At 53.9% G+C, this 14,453-nt stretch carries 16 protein-coding genes; 8 read left to right on the forward strand and 8 right to left on the reverse strand.

Annotated elements, in window-relative coordinates; all coding sequences use genetic code 11:
• Positions 1 to 107: 107 nt before the first annotated feature.
• Together mlc and AOY23_RS13645 are read right to left on the reverse strand one after the other, a co-directional pair.
• The gene (mlc, locus tag AOY23_RS13640; protein ID WP_054180194.1) at positions 108 to 1,328 is read right to left on the reverse strand and encodes a sugar metabolism global transcriptional regulator Mlc; all 1,221 of its coding nucleotides are present in this window, start codon (positions 1,326 to 1,328) and stop codon (positions 108 to 110) included.
• A gap of 130 nt (positions 1,329 to 1,458) precedes the next feature.
• Positions 1,459 to 2,355 carry a LysR family transcriptional regulator gene (locus tag AOY23_RS13645; RefSeq protein ID WP_054180154.1) on the reverse strand — a complete coding sequence of 299 codons (897 nt, stop codon included), beginning with the start codon at positions 2,353 to 2,355 and terminating at the stop codon, positions 1,459 to 1,461.
• A gap of 117 nt (positions 2,356 to 2,472) precedes the next feature.
• Between AOY23_RS13645 and AOY23_RS13650 the strand changes: the two genes are divergently transcribed.
• The 5 genes from AOY23_RS13650 (at position 2,473) to AOY23_RS13665 (ending at position 6,886) form a co-directional block, all read left to right on the forward strand.
• A complete protein-coding gene (locus AOY23_RS13650) occupies positions 2,473 to 3,723 on the forward strand; it encodes an MFS transporter (protein WP_054180155.1) in 1,251 nt (416 codons plus the stop codon).
• 109 nt (positions 3,724 to 3,832) lie between these two features.
• On the forward strand, positions 3,833 to 5,317 hold the full coding sequence (locus AOY23_RS13655) for a carboxypeptidase M32 (RefSeq protein ID WP_054180156.1): 1,485 nt from the start codon (positions 3,833 to 3,835) through the stop codon (positions 5,315 to 5,317).
• 151 nt (positions 5,318 to 5,468) lie between these two features.
• Positions 5,469 to 5,801 carry an acid resistance repetitive basic protein Asr gene (gene asr, locus AOY23_RS13660; protein WP_054180157.1) on the forward strand — a complete coding sequence of 111 codons (333 nt, stop codon included), beginning with the start codon at positions 5,469 to 5,471 and terminating at the stop codon, positions 5,799 to 5,801.
• A gap of 72 nt (positions 5,802 to 5,873) precedes the next feature.
• Positions 5,874 to 5,957 (forward strand): small membrane protein YdgU, encoded by an 84-nt coding sequence (ydgU, locus tag AOY23_RS23300; RefSeq protein ID WP_456154869.1) that lies wholly within the window; start codon positions 5,874 to 5,876, stop codon positions 5,955 to 5,957.
• A gap of 101 nt (positions 5,958 to 6,058) precedes the next feature.
• Complete coding sequence (locus AOY23_RS13665) at positions 6,059 to 6,886, forward strand: trypsin-like serine peptidase (RefSeq protein WP_054180158.1); 828 nt, start codon at positions 6,059 to 6,061, stop codon at positions 6,884 to 6,886.
• Here AOY23_RS13665 and AOY23_RS13670 read toward each other — a convergent pair.
• From AOY23_RS13670 to AOY23_RS13685, 5 genes are all read right to left on the reverse strand, one after another.
• A complete protein-coding gene (locus tag AOY23_RS13670; RefSeq protein WP_054180159.1) occupies positions 6,883 to 9,051 on the reverse strand; it encodes a bifunctional diguanylate cyclase/phosphodiesterase in 2,169 nt (722 codons plus the stop codon). The two genes, AOY23_RS13665 and AOY23_RS13670, sit on opposite strands and share 4 nt — an antisense overlap.
• 106 nt (positions 9,052 to 9,157) lie before the next feature.
• Complete coding sequence (gene mdtI / locus AOY23_RS13675) at positions 9,158 to 9,487, reverse strand: multidrug/spermidine efflux SMR transporter subunit MdtI (RefSeq protein ID WP_054180160.1); 330 nt, start codon at positions 9,485 to 9,487, stop codon at positions 9,158 to 9,160.
• Complete coding sequence (mdtJ, locus tag AOY23_RS13680) at positions 9,474 to 9,836, reverse strand: multidrug/spermidine efflux SMR transporter subunit MdtJ (protein ID WP_054180161.1); 363 nt, start codon at positions 9,834 to 9,836, stop codon at positions 9,474 to 9,476. The genes mdtI and mdtJ overlap by 14 nt, the downstream gene beginning before the upstream one ends.
• A 114-nt stretch (positions 9,837 to 9,950) precedes the next feature.
• Positions 9,951 to 10,121 (reverse strand): protein YdgV, encoded by a 171-nt coding sequence (locus AOY23_RS23305; protein ID WP_456154870.1) that lies wholly within the window; start codon positions 10,119 to 10,121, stop codon positions 9,951 to 9,953.
• 107 nt (positions 10,122 to 10,228) lie between these two features.
• Positions 10,229 to 10,624, reverse strand: coding sequence for a YdeI family stress tolerance OB fold protein (locus tag AOY23_RS13685; RefSeq protein WP_072171004.1), 396 nt, complete (start codon positions 10,622 to 10,624; stop codon positions 10,229 to 10,231).
• A 154-nt stretch (positions 10,625 to 10,778) separates the two neighbouring features.
• Between AOY23_RS13685 and AOY23_RS13690 the strand changes: the two genes are divergently transcribed.
• The 3 genes from AOY23_RS13690 (at position 10,779) to AOY23_RS13700 (ending at position 12,824) form a co-directional block, all read left to right on the forward strand.
• The gene (locus AOY23_RS13690) at positions 10,779 to 11,282 is read left to right on the forward strand and encodes a hypothetical protein (protein WP_054180162.1); all 504 of its coding nucleotides are present in this window, start codon (positions 10,779 to 10,781) and stop codon (positions 11,280 to 11,282) included.
• Between the two features lie 8 nt (positions 11,283 to 11,290).
• Positions 11,291 to 11,737: a DUF421 domain-containing protein gene (locus AOY23_RS13695; protein ID WP_054180163.1), complete on the forward strand. Its 447-nt coding sequence runs from the start codon at positions 11,291 to 11,293 to the stop codon at positions 11,735 to 11,737.
• Positions 11,738 to 11,837: 100 nt separating this feature from the next.
• The gene (locus AOY23_RS13700; RefSeq protein ID WP_054180164.1) at positions 11,838 to 12,824 is read left to right on the forward strand and encodes an SDR family oxidoreductase; all 987 of its coding nucleotides are present in this window, start codon (positions 11,838 to 11,840) and stop codon (positions 12,822 to 12,824) included.
• On the opposite strand, the gene AOY23_RS13705 is transcribed toward AOY23_RS13700, so the two are convergent.
• Entirely contained in the window at positions 12,821 to 14,440 is a 1,620-nt protein-coding gene (locus AOY23_RS13705) for an alpha-amylase family protein (RefSeq protein WP_054180165.1), read from the reverse strand. The genes AOY23_RS13700 and AOY23_RS13705 overlap by 4 nt on opposite strands.
• Positions 14,441 to 14,453: the final 13 nt, after the last annotated feature.

The following is a 14,453-nucleotide window of genomic DNA, read 5'->3' on the forward strand; positions in this document are numbered from 1 at the left end:
CGGTAAAATATCAAGAAAGGTAATTATTCAATATCAGGGAAAGTCTACGCGATGCCAGAATGGGACAGATTGAGATAGCGCAATTTTTCTTGAACTATGAAAAATTGTTAACCCTGTAACAGTCGAATGAGCAAAGATCCGTTATAGAGGGCGTCCTTTACCAGCGCGGCCCCGGCCATCGTGCCACGGTTGGAAAATTGCGTGCTTTCCACGGCGATGTGCCGACTGTAGGCGGGTAAGGATTGCTGGCGGATACAATCGGTTATTGCCGGGAAAAGAATTTCTGCCGCCTGGTTAAACGGCGAGCCGATCAATATTTTTTGCGGGTTAAACAAATTCACCATGATCGCGAGAATGCGCCCGACGTTAGTACCGACACCGCTAATGATGTCTTTCGCCAGCAGATCCCCTTTCAGCGCTGCCTGACACAGCCAGTCCACGCTCAGCGGCTGCTGATGCAACATGGAACTCATTGACTGGTTCATTCGCACCTGCGCCAGTTCCAGTACGCTCTCCACGCTGGCGATAGTTTCCAGACAACCATGGTTGCCGCAATAGCAGCGTTTTCCGTAGGGATCGACCTGCGTATGGCCAATCTCCACCAGGCTGCTGCTACCGGCATGAAGCAGTCGTCCGTCAGTGATCACCCCGGCGCCCACGTTATGGTCGATGACCACCTGAATCACGTCACGTGCGCCACGCGAGGCGCCAAACAGCGATTCGGCCATGGTCCATGCGCTGATATCGTGCTGAATGTATACCGGTACACCAGTGTGCTCCGCCAGCGTTTCGCCGAGCTGCACTTCTTTTACGTCATCATAAAACGGCATCCGATAGATAATGCCGTTTTCGGTATCGATAATCCCCGGCAGGGTGATGGCGATAGCCGTCAGACGTTCCAGCATGTGCTGATGACGGATAAAAAACTGGTCAATGTGGGTGATGATGCGGGTCAGAAACGGGGTGGGATCCTGCAATGGCAGCGGCAGTTGTTCTTCCACCACCAGCTTACTGCTGAGATCACGCAGCGCCAGATGGATCTCGCCACGGTTAATCCGCAGTGACAGATAATGCCAGGCTTCTGTCTCTACCATCAGCCCGACAGCGGGTCGGCCACGGCTGCCTGGCTCCTGGATTTCCGTCTCCTGCACCAGATGCGCTTCGAGCATTTCGCGAACAATTTTGGTGATACTGGCCGGAGCCAGTTGCGCCAGCCGGGAGAGATCGATACGCGAAACCGGACCGAGCTGATCAATCAGGCGATATACCGCTCCTGCGTTCGTCTGCTTTATTTGATCAATATGCCCTGGCTGACTATCGGCTACCACCACTCTCTCCCTTATTTTCGCGCTTCGAAATAAACTGTGGACTATGGTGAAGCACTTCAATAGCGGTCGTCAAATATTTACTTAGCCTTGTGATTTACTGCACATTTTTAACCCCGATTCAGCAGAATTATTAAGTATTCGCCACATGAATAAGGTGTTGCCTGAATCGTTCCGTCGCCTGACTCAGTTCGTGATGTTTGGACCACACCAGCCACATTTCTGATACCGCCTCTTTTTCGGTGATCGGCAACCAGCACATTTCATGCAACTGCACCCGCTTAAACGATGCCGGTAAAATCGACACGCCAAGCCCCGCCGCGACCAGTCCAATGATCGTCATCGCCTCGCCCACTTCCTGGGTAATCACTGGTGTCAGACCGAAGTGCCGCATCAAACCGAGAATGTCGTCGTACAGCCCGGTTCCCACATGCGGATCGAAAAAAACAAACGGTTCTTTCGCCAGATCATACAGGCTGACTGATGATTGCTGCGCCAGCGGATGCACGCGCGGGATCATCGCCAGCAGCGGTTCACGCAGGATCATCTGCCACGCCAGGGTGTCCGGCAGTTGCGTGTTGCGCATCAACCCCAAATCCAGCGTTCCTTCATTCAGCGGCGCTATCTGTTCGCGGGTGTTGATCTCACGTGTCTGCAGGTGGACATCCGGGTAATGCTGGCGAAACATCGACAGCGTGTCAGAAACCGCCTTAATAAAGGGAGCCGATGACGTAAACCCGAGGCGCAGTTCCCCTGTCTCGCCCTGATGGAGTCGTTCGGCGCGCGAGGCGGCATCTTCTACCATGCTCAGGATTTGCCGGCTGTCCGCCAGAAACTGTTTCCCGGCGGCTGTCAGACTCACGCTGCGGTTGGTACGGGCAAACAGGCGTGCGCCGATCTGCTGCTCAAGCGACTGAATTTGCTGGCTCAATGGTGGCTGAGAAATGTTCAGCCGTGCGGCCGCGCGGCCGAAATGCAACTCTTCAGCAACGGCAACGAAATAGCGGAGATGACGCAGTTCGATATTCATAGGTAAAAAGTATCATTTGAGATTATTAATATATTAGACAGAATATTTACAATTTCCTACTCTGGTGTTGCGTCGTTCTGACGTGTGATGAATCGCTCGTTTTTGCAAGGATCTATTGTGAGTCGTACTACTACCGCTGACACCGCCCCGGCTGGCGACGTCAGCGAAGCACCAGCATCTCAGCCAACGGAATTTATCCGGCGAGGAACGCCACAGTTTATGCGCGTTACCCTCGCTCTTTTCTCTGCCGGTCTGGCGACCTTTGCCCTGCTCTATTGCGTGCAGCCAATTCTGCCGATTCTGTCGCATGAGTTTGGCATCTCACCTGCCAGTACCAGTATTTCACTGTCGATTGCCACGGCGATGCTGGCGATAGGCCTGCTGTTTACCGGCCCGCTCTCTGACGCGATCGGCCGCAAACCGGTGATGGTCACCGCGCTGCTGCTGGCCTCCTGCTGTACGCTGCTCTCCACGATGATGACCAGCTGGCATGGCATCCTGATCATGCGTGCGCTGATTGGTCTGTCACTGAGCGGTGTGGCCGCGGTCGGCATGACCTACCTGAGCGAAGAGATCCACCCCAGCTTTGTGGCGTTCTCGATGGGGCTGTACATCAGCGGTAACTCTATCGGCGGAATGAGCGGACGTCTGCTGACCGGGGTATTTACCGATTTCATGGGCTGGCGTATCGCGATGGCCGTCATCGGCTGCTTCGCCCTCGCCTCCGCGCTGATGTTCTGGCGAATATTGCCCGATTCCCGCCATTTCAGGCCAACGTCGCTGCGGCCCAAAACGCTGTTTATCAACTTCCGTCTGCACTGGCGCGATCGCGGGTTGCCGCTGTTGTTCCTTGAAGGTTTCCTGCTGATGGGGGCGTTCGTCACGCTGTTTAACTACATCGGCTATCGCCTGATGATGTCGCCGTGGTCACTGAGCCAGGCGGTAGTGGGTTTACTTTCTGTTGCCTACCTCACCGGCACATGGAGTTCGCCAAAAGCAGGCGCGATGACCGCGCGCTATGGCCGCGGCCCGGTGATGCTGTTCGGTATCGCCGTGATGCTCACCGGTTTGCTGGTGACGCTGTTTTCCTCCCTGTGGCTAATTTTTGCGGGCATGCTGCTGTTCTCTGCCGGTTTCTTTGCTGCGCACTCGGTCGCCAGTAGCTGGATCGGCCCACGCGCCCGCCGTGCCCGCGGGCAGGCATCGTCACTGTATCTGTTCAGCTACTATCTGGGCTCCAGTATCGCCGGTACCCTCGGCGGCGTTTTCTGGCATAACTACGGCTGGAATGGCGTCGGCGGGTTCATCGCGGCAATACTGGTTGTGGCGTTGCTGGTGGGTGCTTCGTTGCATAAGCGGTTGCATTAACATTTATCGTGGCTCTGTTCAGGGGCCACATAATTCCCGCAAATCCTTTTCCCTCGCCGCCAGGCATGTAATAGTGACCCCACTCATTCACAACGCACTTCAGGGCACTATGGAAAACGAAAACTACCAACAACTCACCCGCACTTTCCTTCGTCTCTCCCGTTTCTCGCATCTTTCGGCCATCGCTGGCTGGGATATGTTCGCGATGATGCCCCCGGGCGGCAGTGCGGCGCGTGGCGAAGCGCTGGCCGAACTCGGCGTACTCCAGCATCAGATCCTGACAGATAAAAACGTCGCGCAATGGCTCAATGCGGCGCAGCAGGAAGATCTGAACGATGACGAGCAGGCCAACCTGCGGGAAATGGCGCGGGCGCATTATCAGGCCGCCCTGCTACCGGAAAGCCTGGTAGAAGCGAAATCGCTGGCGGGCAGCCGTTGTGAACATGCGTGGCGCACGCAGCGCCCGGCCAATGACTGGCAGGGTTTCTCGGCAAATCTGAAAGAAGTGGTCAGACTGAGCCGCGAAGAGGCGCGCATTCGTGCGGAGGCTAAAGGCGTTTCCTGCTACGACGCACTGCTTGATATCTTCGAACCGGACATGACCAGCGCCCGGCTGGATGTGTTGTTTGCCGACCTCAAATCCTGGCTGCCGGATCTGCTGGCACAGGCGGTGGAGAAACAGTCCCGTCAGTCACTGGTGGCGCCACAGGGCCCGTTCCCGATAGAAAAACAGCGCGCGGCCGGGCTGGAAGTGATGCGGATGCTGGGGTTTGATTTTGACCACGGTCGTCTGGACGTCAGTGCGCACCCGTTCTGCGGCGGCGTGCCGGAAGATGTGCGCATCACTACCCGTTACAATGAAAATGAACTGCTGAGCGCCCTGTTCGGCGTGATCCACGAAACCGGTCACGCACGCTATGAGCAAAATCTGCCTCGCCACTGGCCGGGGCAACCGATCGCGCTCGCCCGTTCCACCGCCATTCATGAATCGCAAAGCCTGTTCTTTGAAATGCAGTTGGGTCGCAGCAAGGCGTTCCTGCAACACCTGCTGCCAGTTGTCATCCAGCACTTTGGCATGCAGCCCGCGTTTGAACTGGATAACTTCACGGCGTGGAACCAGCGCGTGAAGCCTGGTTTTATTCGCGTTGACGCCGATGAAGTCAGCTATCCGGCCCATGTGATCCTTCGTTATGACATTGAGCGGGCATTGATTGATGGCGACATTGAGGTGGATGACATCCCCGCCCTGTGGGATGAGAAAATGCAGTCCTGGCTGGGGCTTTCCACCAAAGGTAATTACCGCGACGGCTGTATGCAGGATATTCACTGGACCGACGGCGGATTCGGTTATTTCCCGTCCTACACACTGGGCGCGATGTACGCCGCACAACTGTTTAATGCCGCGCGCTCGGCGCTGCCGGATCTTGATGACGCTCTCGCCCGGGGAGATTTCAGTCCGCTGTTTGGCTGGCTCTCGCAGAACATCTGGCGGCACGGCAGCCGCTTCAGCACCTCGCAACTGATTCAGCAGGCCACCGGGGAAGATCTCAACAGCCGTTATTTCCGCCAGCACCTCACCGCCCGTTACCTCTGAAATCCGCGCCGGGAGCCTGCTCCCGGCGTTGTACAAATGGTTACACGCCGATACCAATCACTCACGGAAAGCCTTTAAACACAGGGATATAGTTTCTTCAACGGCCCCGCAGTGGGGTTGAAATGAAGAAACTAATTTCGAGGGTATCAGAATGAATAAAGTATTAGCTCTGGTTGTTGCCGCTGCTATGGGTCTGTCTTCCGCTGCATTCGCGGCTGACACTGCAACCTCTACTGCGGCTCCGGCAGCACCTGCTGCAACAGCCTCTACTACCGCTAAGGCTGCTCCGGCAAAAACGATGCATCACAAAAAACACAAAAAAGCAGCGCCAGCTCAGAAAGCGCAGGCTGCTAAAAAACACCACAAAAAAGCCGCAAAAGCTGAAGCGACCAAACCGGTAGAACAGAAAGCGCAGGCCGCTAAAAAACATAAAAAACACGTGAAACACGAAGCCACTAAACCGGCAGCAAAACCAGCCGCATAATCTCGTCTGGTCGTACATTCCTGTGTAATAAATCGGCGCTGGTTCAGCGCCGTTTTTTTCTGGAGAGCAATGATGTTGCGGCGCTATCGATTTGAGCTCATCCTTATTCTGCTGATTATTTGCGCGCTTGTTGCGACGAGATTTTTCTTATCCTGAATGTAGCACGCTGATTTTACTCCCCCTTTTCCGCTGTCCCGTCTATAGTTATTTCATTGGGTTCACTTTTAATAATTCTAATTGCCCCATCAGAGTGAGATATGCACAAATTCGTAGTACCTGTTCTGGGATCGCTTTGCTTGTTTTGTACTTTCGCCCACGCCGATAGTCCCGATGATGACAGTATCAGTGCGAGCGATGTGAAAACGCTTTTCTTCGGGCAGGACGACAGGATACGCGTCACCCATCCAGCCGACGCCCCCTGGGACGCCATCGGTCAACTGGAAACCGAAAGCGGGAACCTCTGTACCGCAACACTTATCTCACCACGACTGGCACTTACCGCCGGTCATTGCCTGCTGACACCACCCGACGCAAAGCCCGATAAAGCCGTCGCATTGCGCTTTGTGTCGCAAAAAGGCGTCTGGCGCTATGAAATTCATGGTATCGAAGGACGCGTTGAACCCTCACTGGGTCGTCGTCTGAAAGCCGATGGCGATGGCTGGATTGTGCCGTCCTCCGCCGCGCCCTGGGATTATGGCCTGATTGTGCTGAACTATTCGCCATCAGGCATCACCCCACTGCCGCTGTTCGAGGGCAACAAAGCAGCGCTGATTGCCGCCCTGAAAGCGAACAACCGCAAGGTGACGCAGTCCGGTTATCCTCTCGATCATATCGATGATCTCTATAGCCATCAGGATTGTATTGTCACCGGCTGGGCGCAGACGTCCGTGATGTCACATCAGTGTGACACGCTCCCCGGCGACAGCGGCTCTCCGCTGCTGCTGAAAACGGATTCCGGCTGGCAGGTGATTGGCGTGCAAAGCTCGGCACCGGCGGCGAAAGATCGCTGGCGCGCCGACAACCGCGCCATCTCCGTCACCGGTTTTCACGACAAACTGGAAGCGCTGGCAAACGAATCGCCTTAGCCCTCCTGGCCTTGTTGCTGATGCAACTGCAGCAGCGAGGCGATGGGTACCGGCTCGCTGAAGTAGAATCCCTGCAACAAGTCACACCCCGCCAGACGCAGCATCGTCAGCTGTTTTTCCGTCTCCACGCCTTCAGCAATGACGGTCATTCCCAGTGCACTGGCGACGCGGATCGCGCCACTCACCAGCGCCGCCGCCTGCTCATCTTCCGTCACCAGACCCGCCAGTGATTTATCGATTTTGACGGTATCAAAGCTGAAACGCCGCAGATAGCCGAGGCTCGAATAGCCGGTGCCGAAATCATCCAGCGCCACCGTGGTGCCGAGGGTTTTCAGGTTGAGGATCGCCGTGCGGGCGCGCTCAGGGTTTTCCAGTACGTAGGTTTCTGTTACTTCGAGTTGCAGACGCGAGGCGGGAAAACGACTGGCAATCAGCACGCCCGCCACCTTCTCTTCAAATCCAGGATCGCGAAACTGCGCCGGGGAAATATTCACCGACAACCGGAGATCATTCAGCGGTTGCAAATCCTGACAGGCGCGGCGTAAGACAAATTGTCCCAGCGAATAAATTAGCCCGCCGGTTTCGGCGATACCAATAAACTCATCCGGTTTCAGTTCCCCTTTCGGCCGCCGTGGCCAGCGTACCAGCGCCTCGACGATGATCGTCGTCTGCGTACGGGCATCAACGATCGGCTGATACCAGACGTCAAATTCGTCGTTTTCCAGCCCCAGGCGAATGTCGTTTTCAATCATCAACTGGTATTCACGGGCGCTGTTCAGCTCGGCGTCGTAATGGGTGATCCGTCCTTTGCCGGTGATCTTGGAATGGTACATCGCGATATCCGCGCGCCGGAACAGTTCGGAGCGCAGACAGTCCGCTGGCGAACCGCTGGCGATACCGATGCTGGCGCCAATATAAATGGTGCGATCGCCCAGTCGGACAGGCGCGTTAAGGCGCTCCAGCACGCGCCCGGCAAAGGCCGACGCCTGTGCCTCTGAGTATTCGCCTTCGAGGGTCATGGCGAACTCGTCGCCTCCCAGTCGCGCCAGCATGCCGCCTGGTGGCACAATCGCCTGCAACGTATGGGCGATGTGAATAATCAGCTCGTCACCCACATCATGACCGTGCACATCGTTGACGTCTTTAAATCCATCGAGATCGATAAAGACCACGGTTTTGATTTCGTTGTTATCCGGGTTCTGCGCGTCTTCCAGCCGTTCGATCAACGCGCGACGGTTCGGTAAGCGGCTGAGCCAGTCCGTCAGTGCAATATCCCGCGCGTACTTTTCGTTGCGTGCCAGCCTGAACAGCCCCACACCACTGAAGAGGATGAACAACACAATTAACCCGGCGGCCAGCAACACAATATGACGGATGTCAGCGGACGCGGCGCCTGCTGCCTCCGCACCCGGCAGCCGCGGACGCCAGTTGAGATAACCCACGACAGCGCCATTGGCAGTACGCAACGGCACGCTGAAGCTGCTGTTTTTCCCGGCGGTCATGTTGAGATTATTAATCTGGAAGATATTTCCCAGCTCTTTGAGATTTGCGGCATTAATATGGCGGGTTATCACCAGATAGCGACGGGTGTTGTCATAAACCTGCAGCCGACCGGTCATCGGCCGAATCAGACCGATCCCGACAATAGCGACGCCAGCGCCTGTTTTGGTGATCCCGGCGTAGATATTTTTTCCGCTTTTCAGTTCGTCACCATGCAGGCGAATAATAGACTGCAGGCCATCCCCTAAAAAGCGTATGTTGGTATCCGTAAATGGCTTGCTGCGAAATGATCCCCACAGCAATTTGAAATTCTGATCGAGCACAAAGGTGCCGTCATACAGATTGTTGACTTTATAACTACCCGCCCAGGTTTCATATAACCAGGCGTTGTCCAGCACCGGAGAATATATTTTGCGTACGGCATCGTTCCAGATGGCATTATCGATAACCAGCGAAAGCACGCGATTAACCGAACTCTGAATGGCCCCCTGGACGGCGAGTGTTGTACGGCGTTCATCTATTTCATTGGTTTTAGAACTGATGAGATGGAGAGAAAGATAAAGCAACGCAACAATAGAAACGACAAGCCCGGTCCCGGCTATAAGGATCATGACAAAAAGCGTCCGTGCGGTAGTAATATTACGCCACTTTAACGAATTGAGCATTCACTACCCTCATACAGACAGAGGCCAGAAAAAATTTCCTGTTGTTTCCGTTAAGCGTAATACAGCCGTTAAATTTCGCTGCCCATAAATACGGACAGCGATCACATCAGGCGAGTTTTATCATTACCATGCCGAGGATCAGCAGGATGACGCCAGCCCAGCCTTTGCCGTTCAGTCGCTGGCCAAACAGCACCCAGCCCGCTGCCAGCGTCGCGGCGATACCAAACCCGCCCCACAGGGCGTAGGCAACAGAAAGATCAATCCCTTTCACCGCCTGCGACAGAGAACTGAACGCCGCCAGCACCGCGACCAGGGACAGGATGCCATAGGTTTTGCGACGAAAACCGTCGGAAAACTTTAAAAACACGTTAGCCAGAATTTCCAGCACGATGGCCAGCGCCAGCCAGACGCCGTGGATCCACTCAAACTGTTGCATGGCCTGGCTCCTTTTTCCGCGCGGCCGCTTTGCGGGTGCCTGATTTAATCAGCACAATCCCCACAACCAGCGTCGACAGACCGGCCACTTTCATCATCGTCAGTGTTTCATCAAATAACAGCACGCTGAATAACGTGATCAGCAAAATACCAATCCCTTCCCACAAAGCATAGGCCACACCGAGGGCGATTTTTTTCACAGCAAACGCCAGGAAAATATAGGAAAGGGTGATCATTGCCAGCATTAAAATAAAACCGGTGCTGCCGTCACTGATACTTGCCCATTTCATCGACAACGTCCCTGTGATTTCGGCAACAATAGCGAATGCTAATAAGATCCAGTAAAACATCTTTTTTCTCCTGCAGAGAATATATCCCTTGACGGCTAGCGACTTAGCGCGAACCGAAAATAATTCGATAAGATTTAGTCAGACGTGAAACGTCTGCTCAGGCAGGAAAAAAGACTATAGCGCGGTGCGCCAGTGCTGCTCACCCAGAGAATGAGTAAAGGAGGAGGAAAGCGTAACAGAGTGGGTAAAAAATAACGTCCTGAACATATTGTCCATAAAATTACAATTATCCGCGGTGTTGCTTCTCGTCATTGCGGATGAAAATTGTCCTCGGTAGTTAAACACGCTTAATTTGTAGCATAACGCCACATTTTACTCAAAACCTTTTCATTTCTTTACTGAATGTATTTAGTGGTATTACCTCCTGACGGCAAGGCGCCAGGAGGTAACGACTATTTTTGCAGGCGGTCGACGCGCAGGATCGGCGGCGTCATTTTCTTATCCAGACTGCCGTTGATACTTAACAACTGGTCGGGCTGCACCTCCCGGCCATCAAACACCGCAGCGGGAATAATCGCCTCAATGTGGTCGGTTTTATCGCGGAAAACGTAGCGATCGTCGCCCAGATGTTTGACCAGATTACCGCGCAGTGAAATTGTCGCCCCGTCATGCATCGTTTTAGCAAATTTGACGGTCATGACGTGCTCATCTTCCGTACCACGGTAGCCGTCTTCCATCTTATGGGGTGGAGGCGGTGCGGCATCGTTTTTTAAGCCCCCTGCTGTTTCCGCTGCATAGCCATTTTGCATCATGAGCAAACAGTATCCCAACAGTAATAGTTTTTTCACGCATTCCTCCACGTTATCCGTTGCCTTGACTTATTAAGCCTGGTTGCTATTTTTAATTTTTACAAACATTAGTTCGCATAATTGTCTCTGCCAGAATAGCGCTACCCGGCAGCAAAGCATTTTTATAAATAATTGGTCAGCGAGATATTTATGTATGAAACAACAAGATAAGGAAGATCCTCGTGTTGAGGAAAGCGCCAGCGCCCTCAACTTCGAATATAATGTTAATCGCTTTGGCGTTCTTTTTCTGCTGGCTGTCATTTTTGCTGCCTTATTAGGAGTTTTCTCAAACGGACTGCTTAGTTCTGCCAGCAAACAAAATACCGCCCACACGCTCGATGTTAATTATGATCGTTTTGCACGATTAATGAGTGAATCCGAAATAAATATCGTGATTCAGGGGATTCATGCCGATCGTTATATCGTCAGTGTTGGTGATTCACTGCTGAATACTTATCAAGTGGGTGATATTCGGCCTGAGCCGGACAGCATGTACAGTCACGGCGGCACGCTATATTTAATTTATAACACCGCTGATTTTCCGCCTCCACTTTCGTTGTGGCTTTCCATTACACCGAGAAAACCAGGTTATGTCACCAGCACGGTTAAGGTCAACGGCGAACCCGAAATAACCTACAACCAGTTGGTCTATCCCTAGGAGATGCTATGGAAATGGTGTTCAGAGCGATAGCGATATATCTCATCCTGTTGATTGTATTCAAAATTGCAGGGAGAAGAACGCTGTTGCAGATGACCAGTTTCGACCTGATTTTATTATTGATCATCAGTGAGGCAACACAACAAGCGCTGCTGGGAACTGATTATTCTGTGACCGGCGCGATGCTCACCATTGTGACATTAATTGTCGTCGACATCCTGTTCGGTTTTATGAAAAAACGCTTTTCTCGCGCTGAACAACTATTAGATGGCGCACCGGTTGTGCTGGTTGAAAATGGCACGCCCATCGACAGTAAGATAAAAAAGGTTAACGTCTCTACGGACGATATTATGCTGGTCGCCAGGCAAAATCATGGCATTTATCAGATCGAAAAAATTAAATTTGCTATTCTTGAACGTAACGGACAAATATCAATTATTCCGGCAGACGGTTAACCGCCTGCCGGTTATGGTTATTTACCACGCTCTGGCTGTTTATCTCCTGACTCCGGATTAACTCCGAATCTGATGTTCACTGAAAAATATCGAGGTCTGTATGTCTGTCGTTGTGATTACCGGTGGCAGCGCGGGGGCAGGAAAAGCTACCGCACTGCGTTTTGCCGATGCAGGATACGATATTGCCGTTTTCGCCAGGGGCGATGCCGGTCTGGAAGCCACGCGCGTCGCCTGTGAACGCCGTGGCGTCAGGGTGCAGGTTTTCAGCGTCGATGTGGCTGATGCCGATGCCGTAATGCGGGCAGCGCGTGAGACCGAAGACAACCTCGGTGAGATCGCGGTCTGGGTCAATAACGCCATGTGTGCCGTACTCTCGCCGTTTACAGAGATGAACCACGACGAGTTTCGGCGTGTGACGGAAGTGACCTATTTTGGCTTCGTCAACGGCACCCGGGCGGCACTTGCGATGATGGGGCCGCGAAATCGTGGCGTTATTATTCAGGTGGGATCCGCGCTCGCTTACCGCTCCATTCCCCTGCAATCGGCCTATTGCGGCGCAAAAGCGGCGATTCGCGGTTTTACTGATGCGGTGCGTACAGAACTGATGTATGAGAAAAGCGGCATCCGGATAACCATGGTGCAGTTGCCGGGCATGAACACGCCGCAGTTCGCATGGGCGCGCAACAAAATGGGGTTCGCGATGCAACCGGTGCCACCGGTCTACCAGCCAGAAGTCGCTGCGGAGGCGATTTATTCCGTTACCCGGCGCCCGGTTCGCGAACTGTGGGTGGGCAAAAGCACGTTACAGTCGATTGTCGGCCAGTTTTTGTTCCCGCGCTTTCTCGATCGCCTGATGGTCAGGAAAGCCTGGACGGGTCAGCTCACCGATGAGCCGCATTTTGACGGCCAGCCAGACAACCTGTTTACGCCGTTACAGGGTCACCACCACACCCACGGACGCTTCGGCGAGGGCGCCAGACACCAGGCGCTGAACGTCCCCTCCGACCTGCCCGGCAAAGCCCTCTCCTGTGCGGCAGTGGTCACCGGCGTGGTGGTGCTGGCGCGGTTGTTACAGCGAAAACGCTAGTCGCATTGTTGGCTGAACCACCGGTAGCCATAACCGCCAAGTTCAACGCCCGTCTCAGCATCGGGCGCTGAATAGTGTTTGTCTTCGAGGCAGGCTTCCCAGTACCCGTCTGCCAGTTGTTCGAGAGTAACGCAGGCGGGACGATCGCTGAAATTGGCCAGCGTCAGCACTCTTTTGGTTTCACTTTGATAGAGAATGACCAGCACGGACGCCTGCTCGACGCGGACAAGGGTAAACGGCGCATTGCCGATTTCCGGCAGTACCGCCCGCGCATTGACCATATCGATAATCCGGTGCAGCAACGAGTTTCGGCTCAGCAACGCCTTTTCAACATTCACCTGCTGATAGCGCCATGGGCCGGACGAGATGGGCGATCGGATTAGCTCATCCGGAGCCGCGCTGGAAAACCCGGCGGCTTCGCGGGATGACCACTGCATGGGCGTTCGTACCGCATACCGCTCTTCAAGACGCAGATCGTCACCCATACCGATTTCATCACCGTAGCGCATCACTGGTACACCAGGCAACGACAGCAATATGGCATGCGCCACCGCCAGGTGCTGAATATTCCCCGACAGCATGGGTGCCAGCCGCCGCCGGATGCCGCGTTGATAAACGTACATCGTCTTATCCGGCGCGAACGCTTTCAGCACCGCTTTCTTGTCGGCCTCGCCGATGCCTTCCAGATCCAGTTCATCATGGTTGCGTAGCCAGTTGGCAAAACAGCATCCGTCGGGCGGCGTGATCATTTGATCCAGCGCGTCGATCACCGGCCGCGCGCTTTTCCGCGCCAGACTGACGTAAAAGTATTTGTTTAACCAGAAATTGAGCGTGATATGCAGACGATCGCCATCTCCAAAATAATGACGATACTCTTTTACCGGTACGTCCACTTCGCCAAGAATAATCGCCTGCGGGTTGGTGCTGGTAACGAGCTGGCGCAGATGGTTGAGGATCCAGTACCCCTTTTTTTCATCCCCTTTCCCGGCCTGCTTTGTCAGGTGCGACGCCGCATCCAGTCGAAACCCCGACACGCCGAGCCTGAGCCAGAACAACACAATGTTGTCGATCTCTTCAATCACCGCCGGTAAGGCCAGGTTCAGATCAGGCTCGTGATGATAAAACATATGCCGGTAATACTTTTTTGCCTCGTCGTCCCAACTCCAGACGCTTTTCTCCACACCGGGAAACATCGGCGGATCATCGTTGGGATCGGGCTCGTCAGCCCAGAGATAATAGTCTCTGTAGGGTGAGTTTTTGTCGCGCCTCGCCTGCTGAAACCAGGGATGCTGCGACGAGGTATGCTGAATAACCAGTTCTATGATGACGCGCAATCCCAGCGCCTTCGCCTGACTGACAAACTCAATAAACGCCGAAATGGAGCCAAAACGCGGATCCGGCTGCAGGTGATCCGTCACGTCATAACCTTCATCCAGAAACGGCGTCAGGTAAAAGGGGGTTATCCAGATTGCCGTCGCCCCGAGGCGGCGAATGTAATGCAACTTTTCGGTGATCCCTTCTATGTCGCCACATCCGTCACCATTTGAATCATAAAAAAGCGAAGTATCTATCTGATAAATAACCGCCTGGCTATACCAGCTCTTTTTAGCATTCATTTTGGGATTGCGC

The organism is Trabulsiella odontotermitis, assembly GCF_001297775.1.
Lineage (GTDB): Bacteria > Pseudomonadota > Gammaproteobacteria > Enterobacterales > Enterobacteriaceae > Trabulsiella > Trabulsiella odontotermitis.

What these genes read in the sequence shown, in the direction of transcription:
- AOY23_RS13645 (WP_054180154.1), bottom strand. Translation starts at nt 2,355, where the DNA reads ATGAATATCGAACTGCGTCATCTCCGCTATTTCGTTGCCGTTGCTGAA.
- AOY23_RS13655 (WP_054180156.1), top strand. Translation starts at nt 3,833, where the DNA reads ATGGAAAACGAAAACTACCAACAACTCACCCGCACTTTCCTTCGTCTC.
- asr (WP_054180157.1), top strand. Translation starts at nt 5,469, where the DNA reads ATGAATAAAGTATTAGCTCTGGTTGTTGCCGCTGCTATGGGTCTGTCT.
- ydgU (WP_456154869.1), top strand. Translation starts at nt 5,874, where the DNA reads ATGTTGCGGCGCTATCGATTTGAGCTCATCCTTATTCTGCTGATTATT.
- AOY23_RS13665 (WP_054180158.1), top strand. Translation starts at nt 6,059, where the DNA reads ATGCACAAATTCGTAGTACCTGTTCTGGGATCGCTTTGCTTGTTTTGT.
- AOY23_RS13670 (WP_054180159.1), bottom strand. Translation starts at nt 9,051, where the DNA reads ATGCTCAATTCGTTAAAGTGGCGTAATATTACTACCGCACGGACGCTT.
- mdtI (WP_054180160.1), bottom strand. Translation starts at nt 9,487, where the DNA reads ATGCAACAGTTTGAGTGGATCCACGGCGTCTGGCTGGCGCTGGCCATC.
- mdtJ (WP_054180161.1), bottom strand. Translation starts at nt 9,836, where the DNA reads ATGTTTTACTGGATCTTATTAGCATTCGCTATTGTTGCCGAAATCACA.
- AOY23_RS13690 (WP_054180162.1), top strand. Translation starts at nt 10,779, where the DNA reads ATGAAACAACAAGATAAGGAAGATCCTCGTGTTGAGGAAAGCGCCAGC.
- AOY23_RS13695 (WP_054180163.1), top strand. Translation starts at nt 11,291, where the DNA reads ATGGAAATGGTGTTCAGAGCGATAGCGATATATCTCATCCTGTTGATT.
- AOY23_RS13700 (WP_054180164.1), top strand. Translation starts at nt 11,838, where the DNA reads ATGTCTGTCGTTGTGATTACCGGTGGCAGCGCGGGGGCAGGAAAAGCT.
- AOY23_RS13705 (WP_054180165.1), bottom strand. Translation starts at nt 14,440, where the DNA reads ATGAATGCTAAAAAGAGCTGGTATAGCCAGGCGGTTATTTATCAGATA.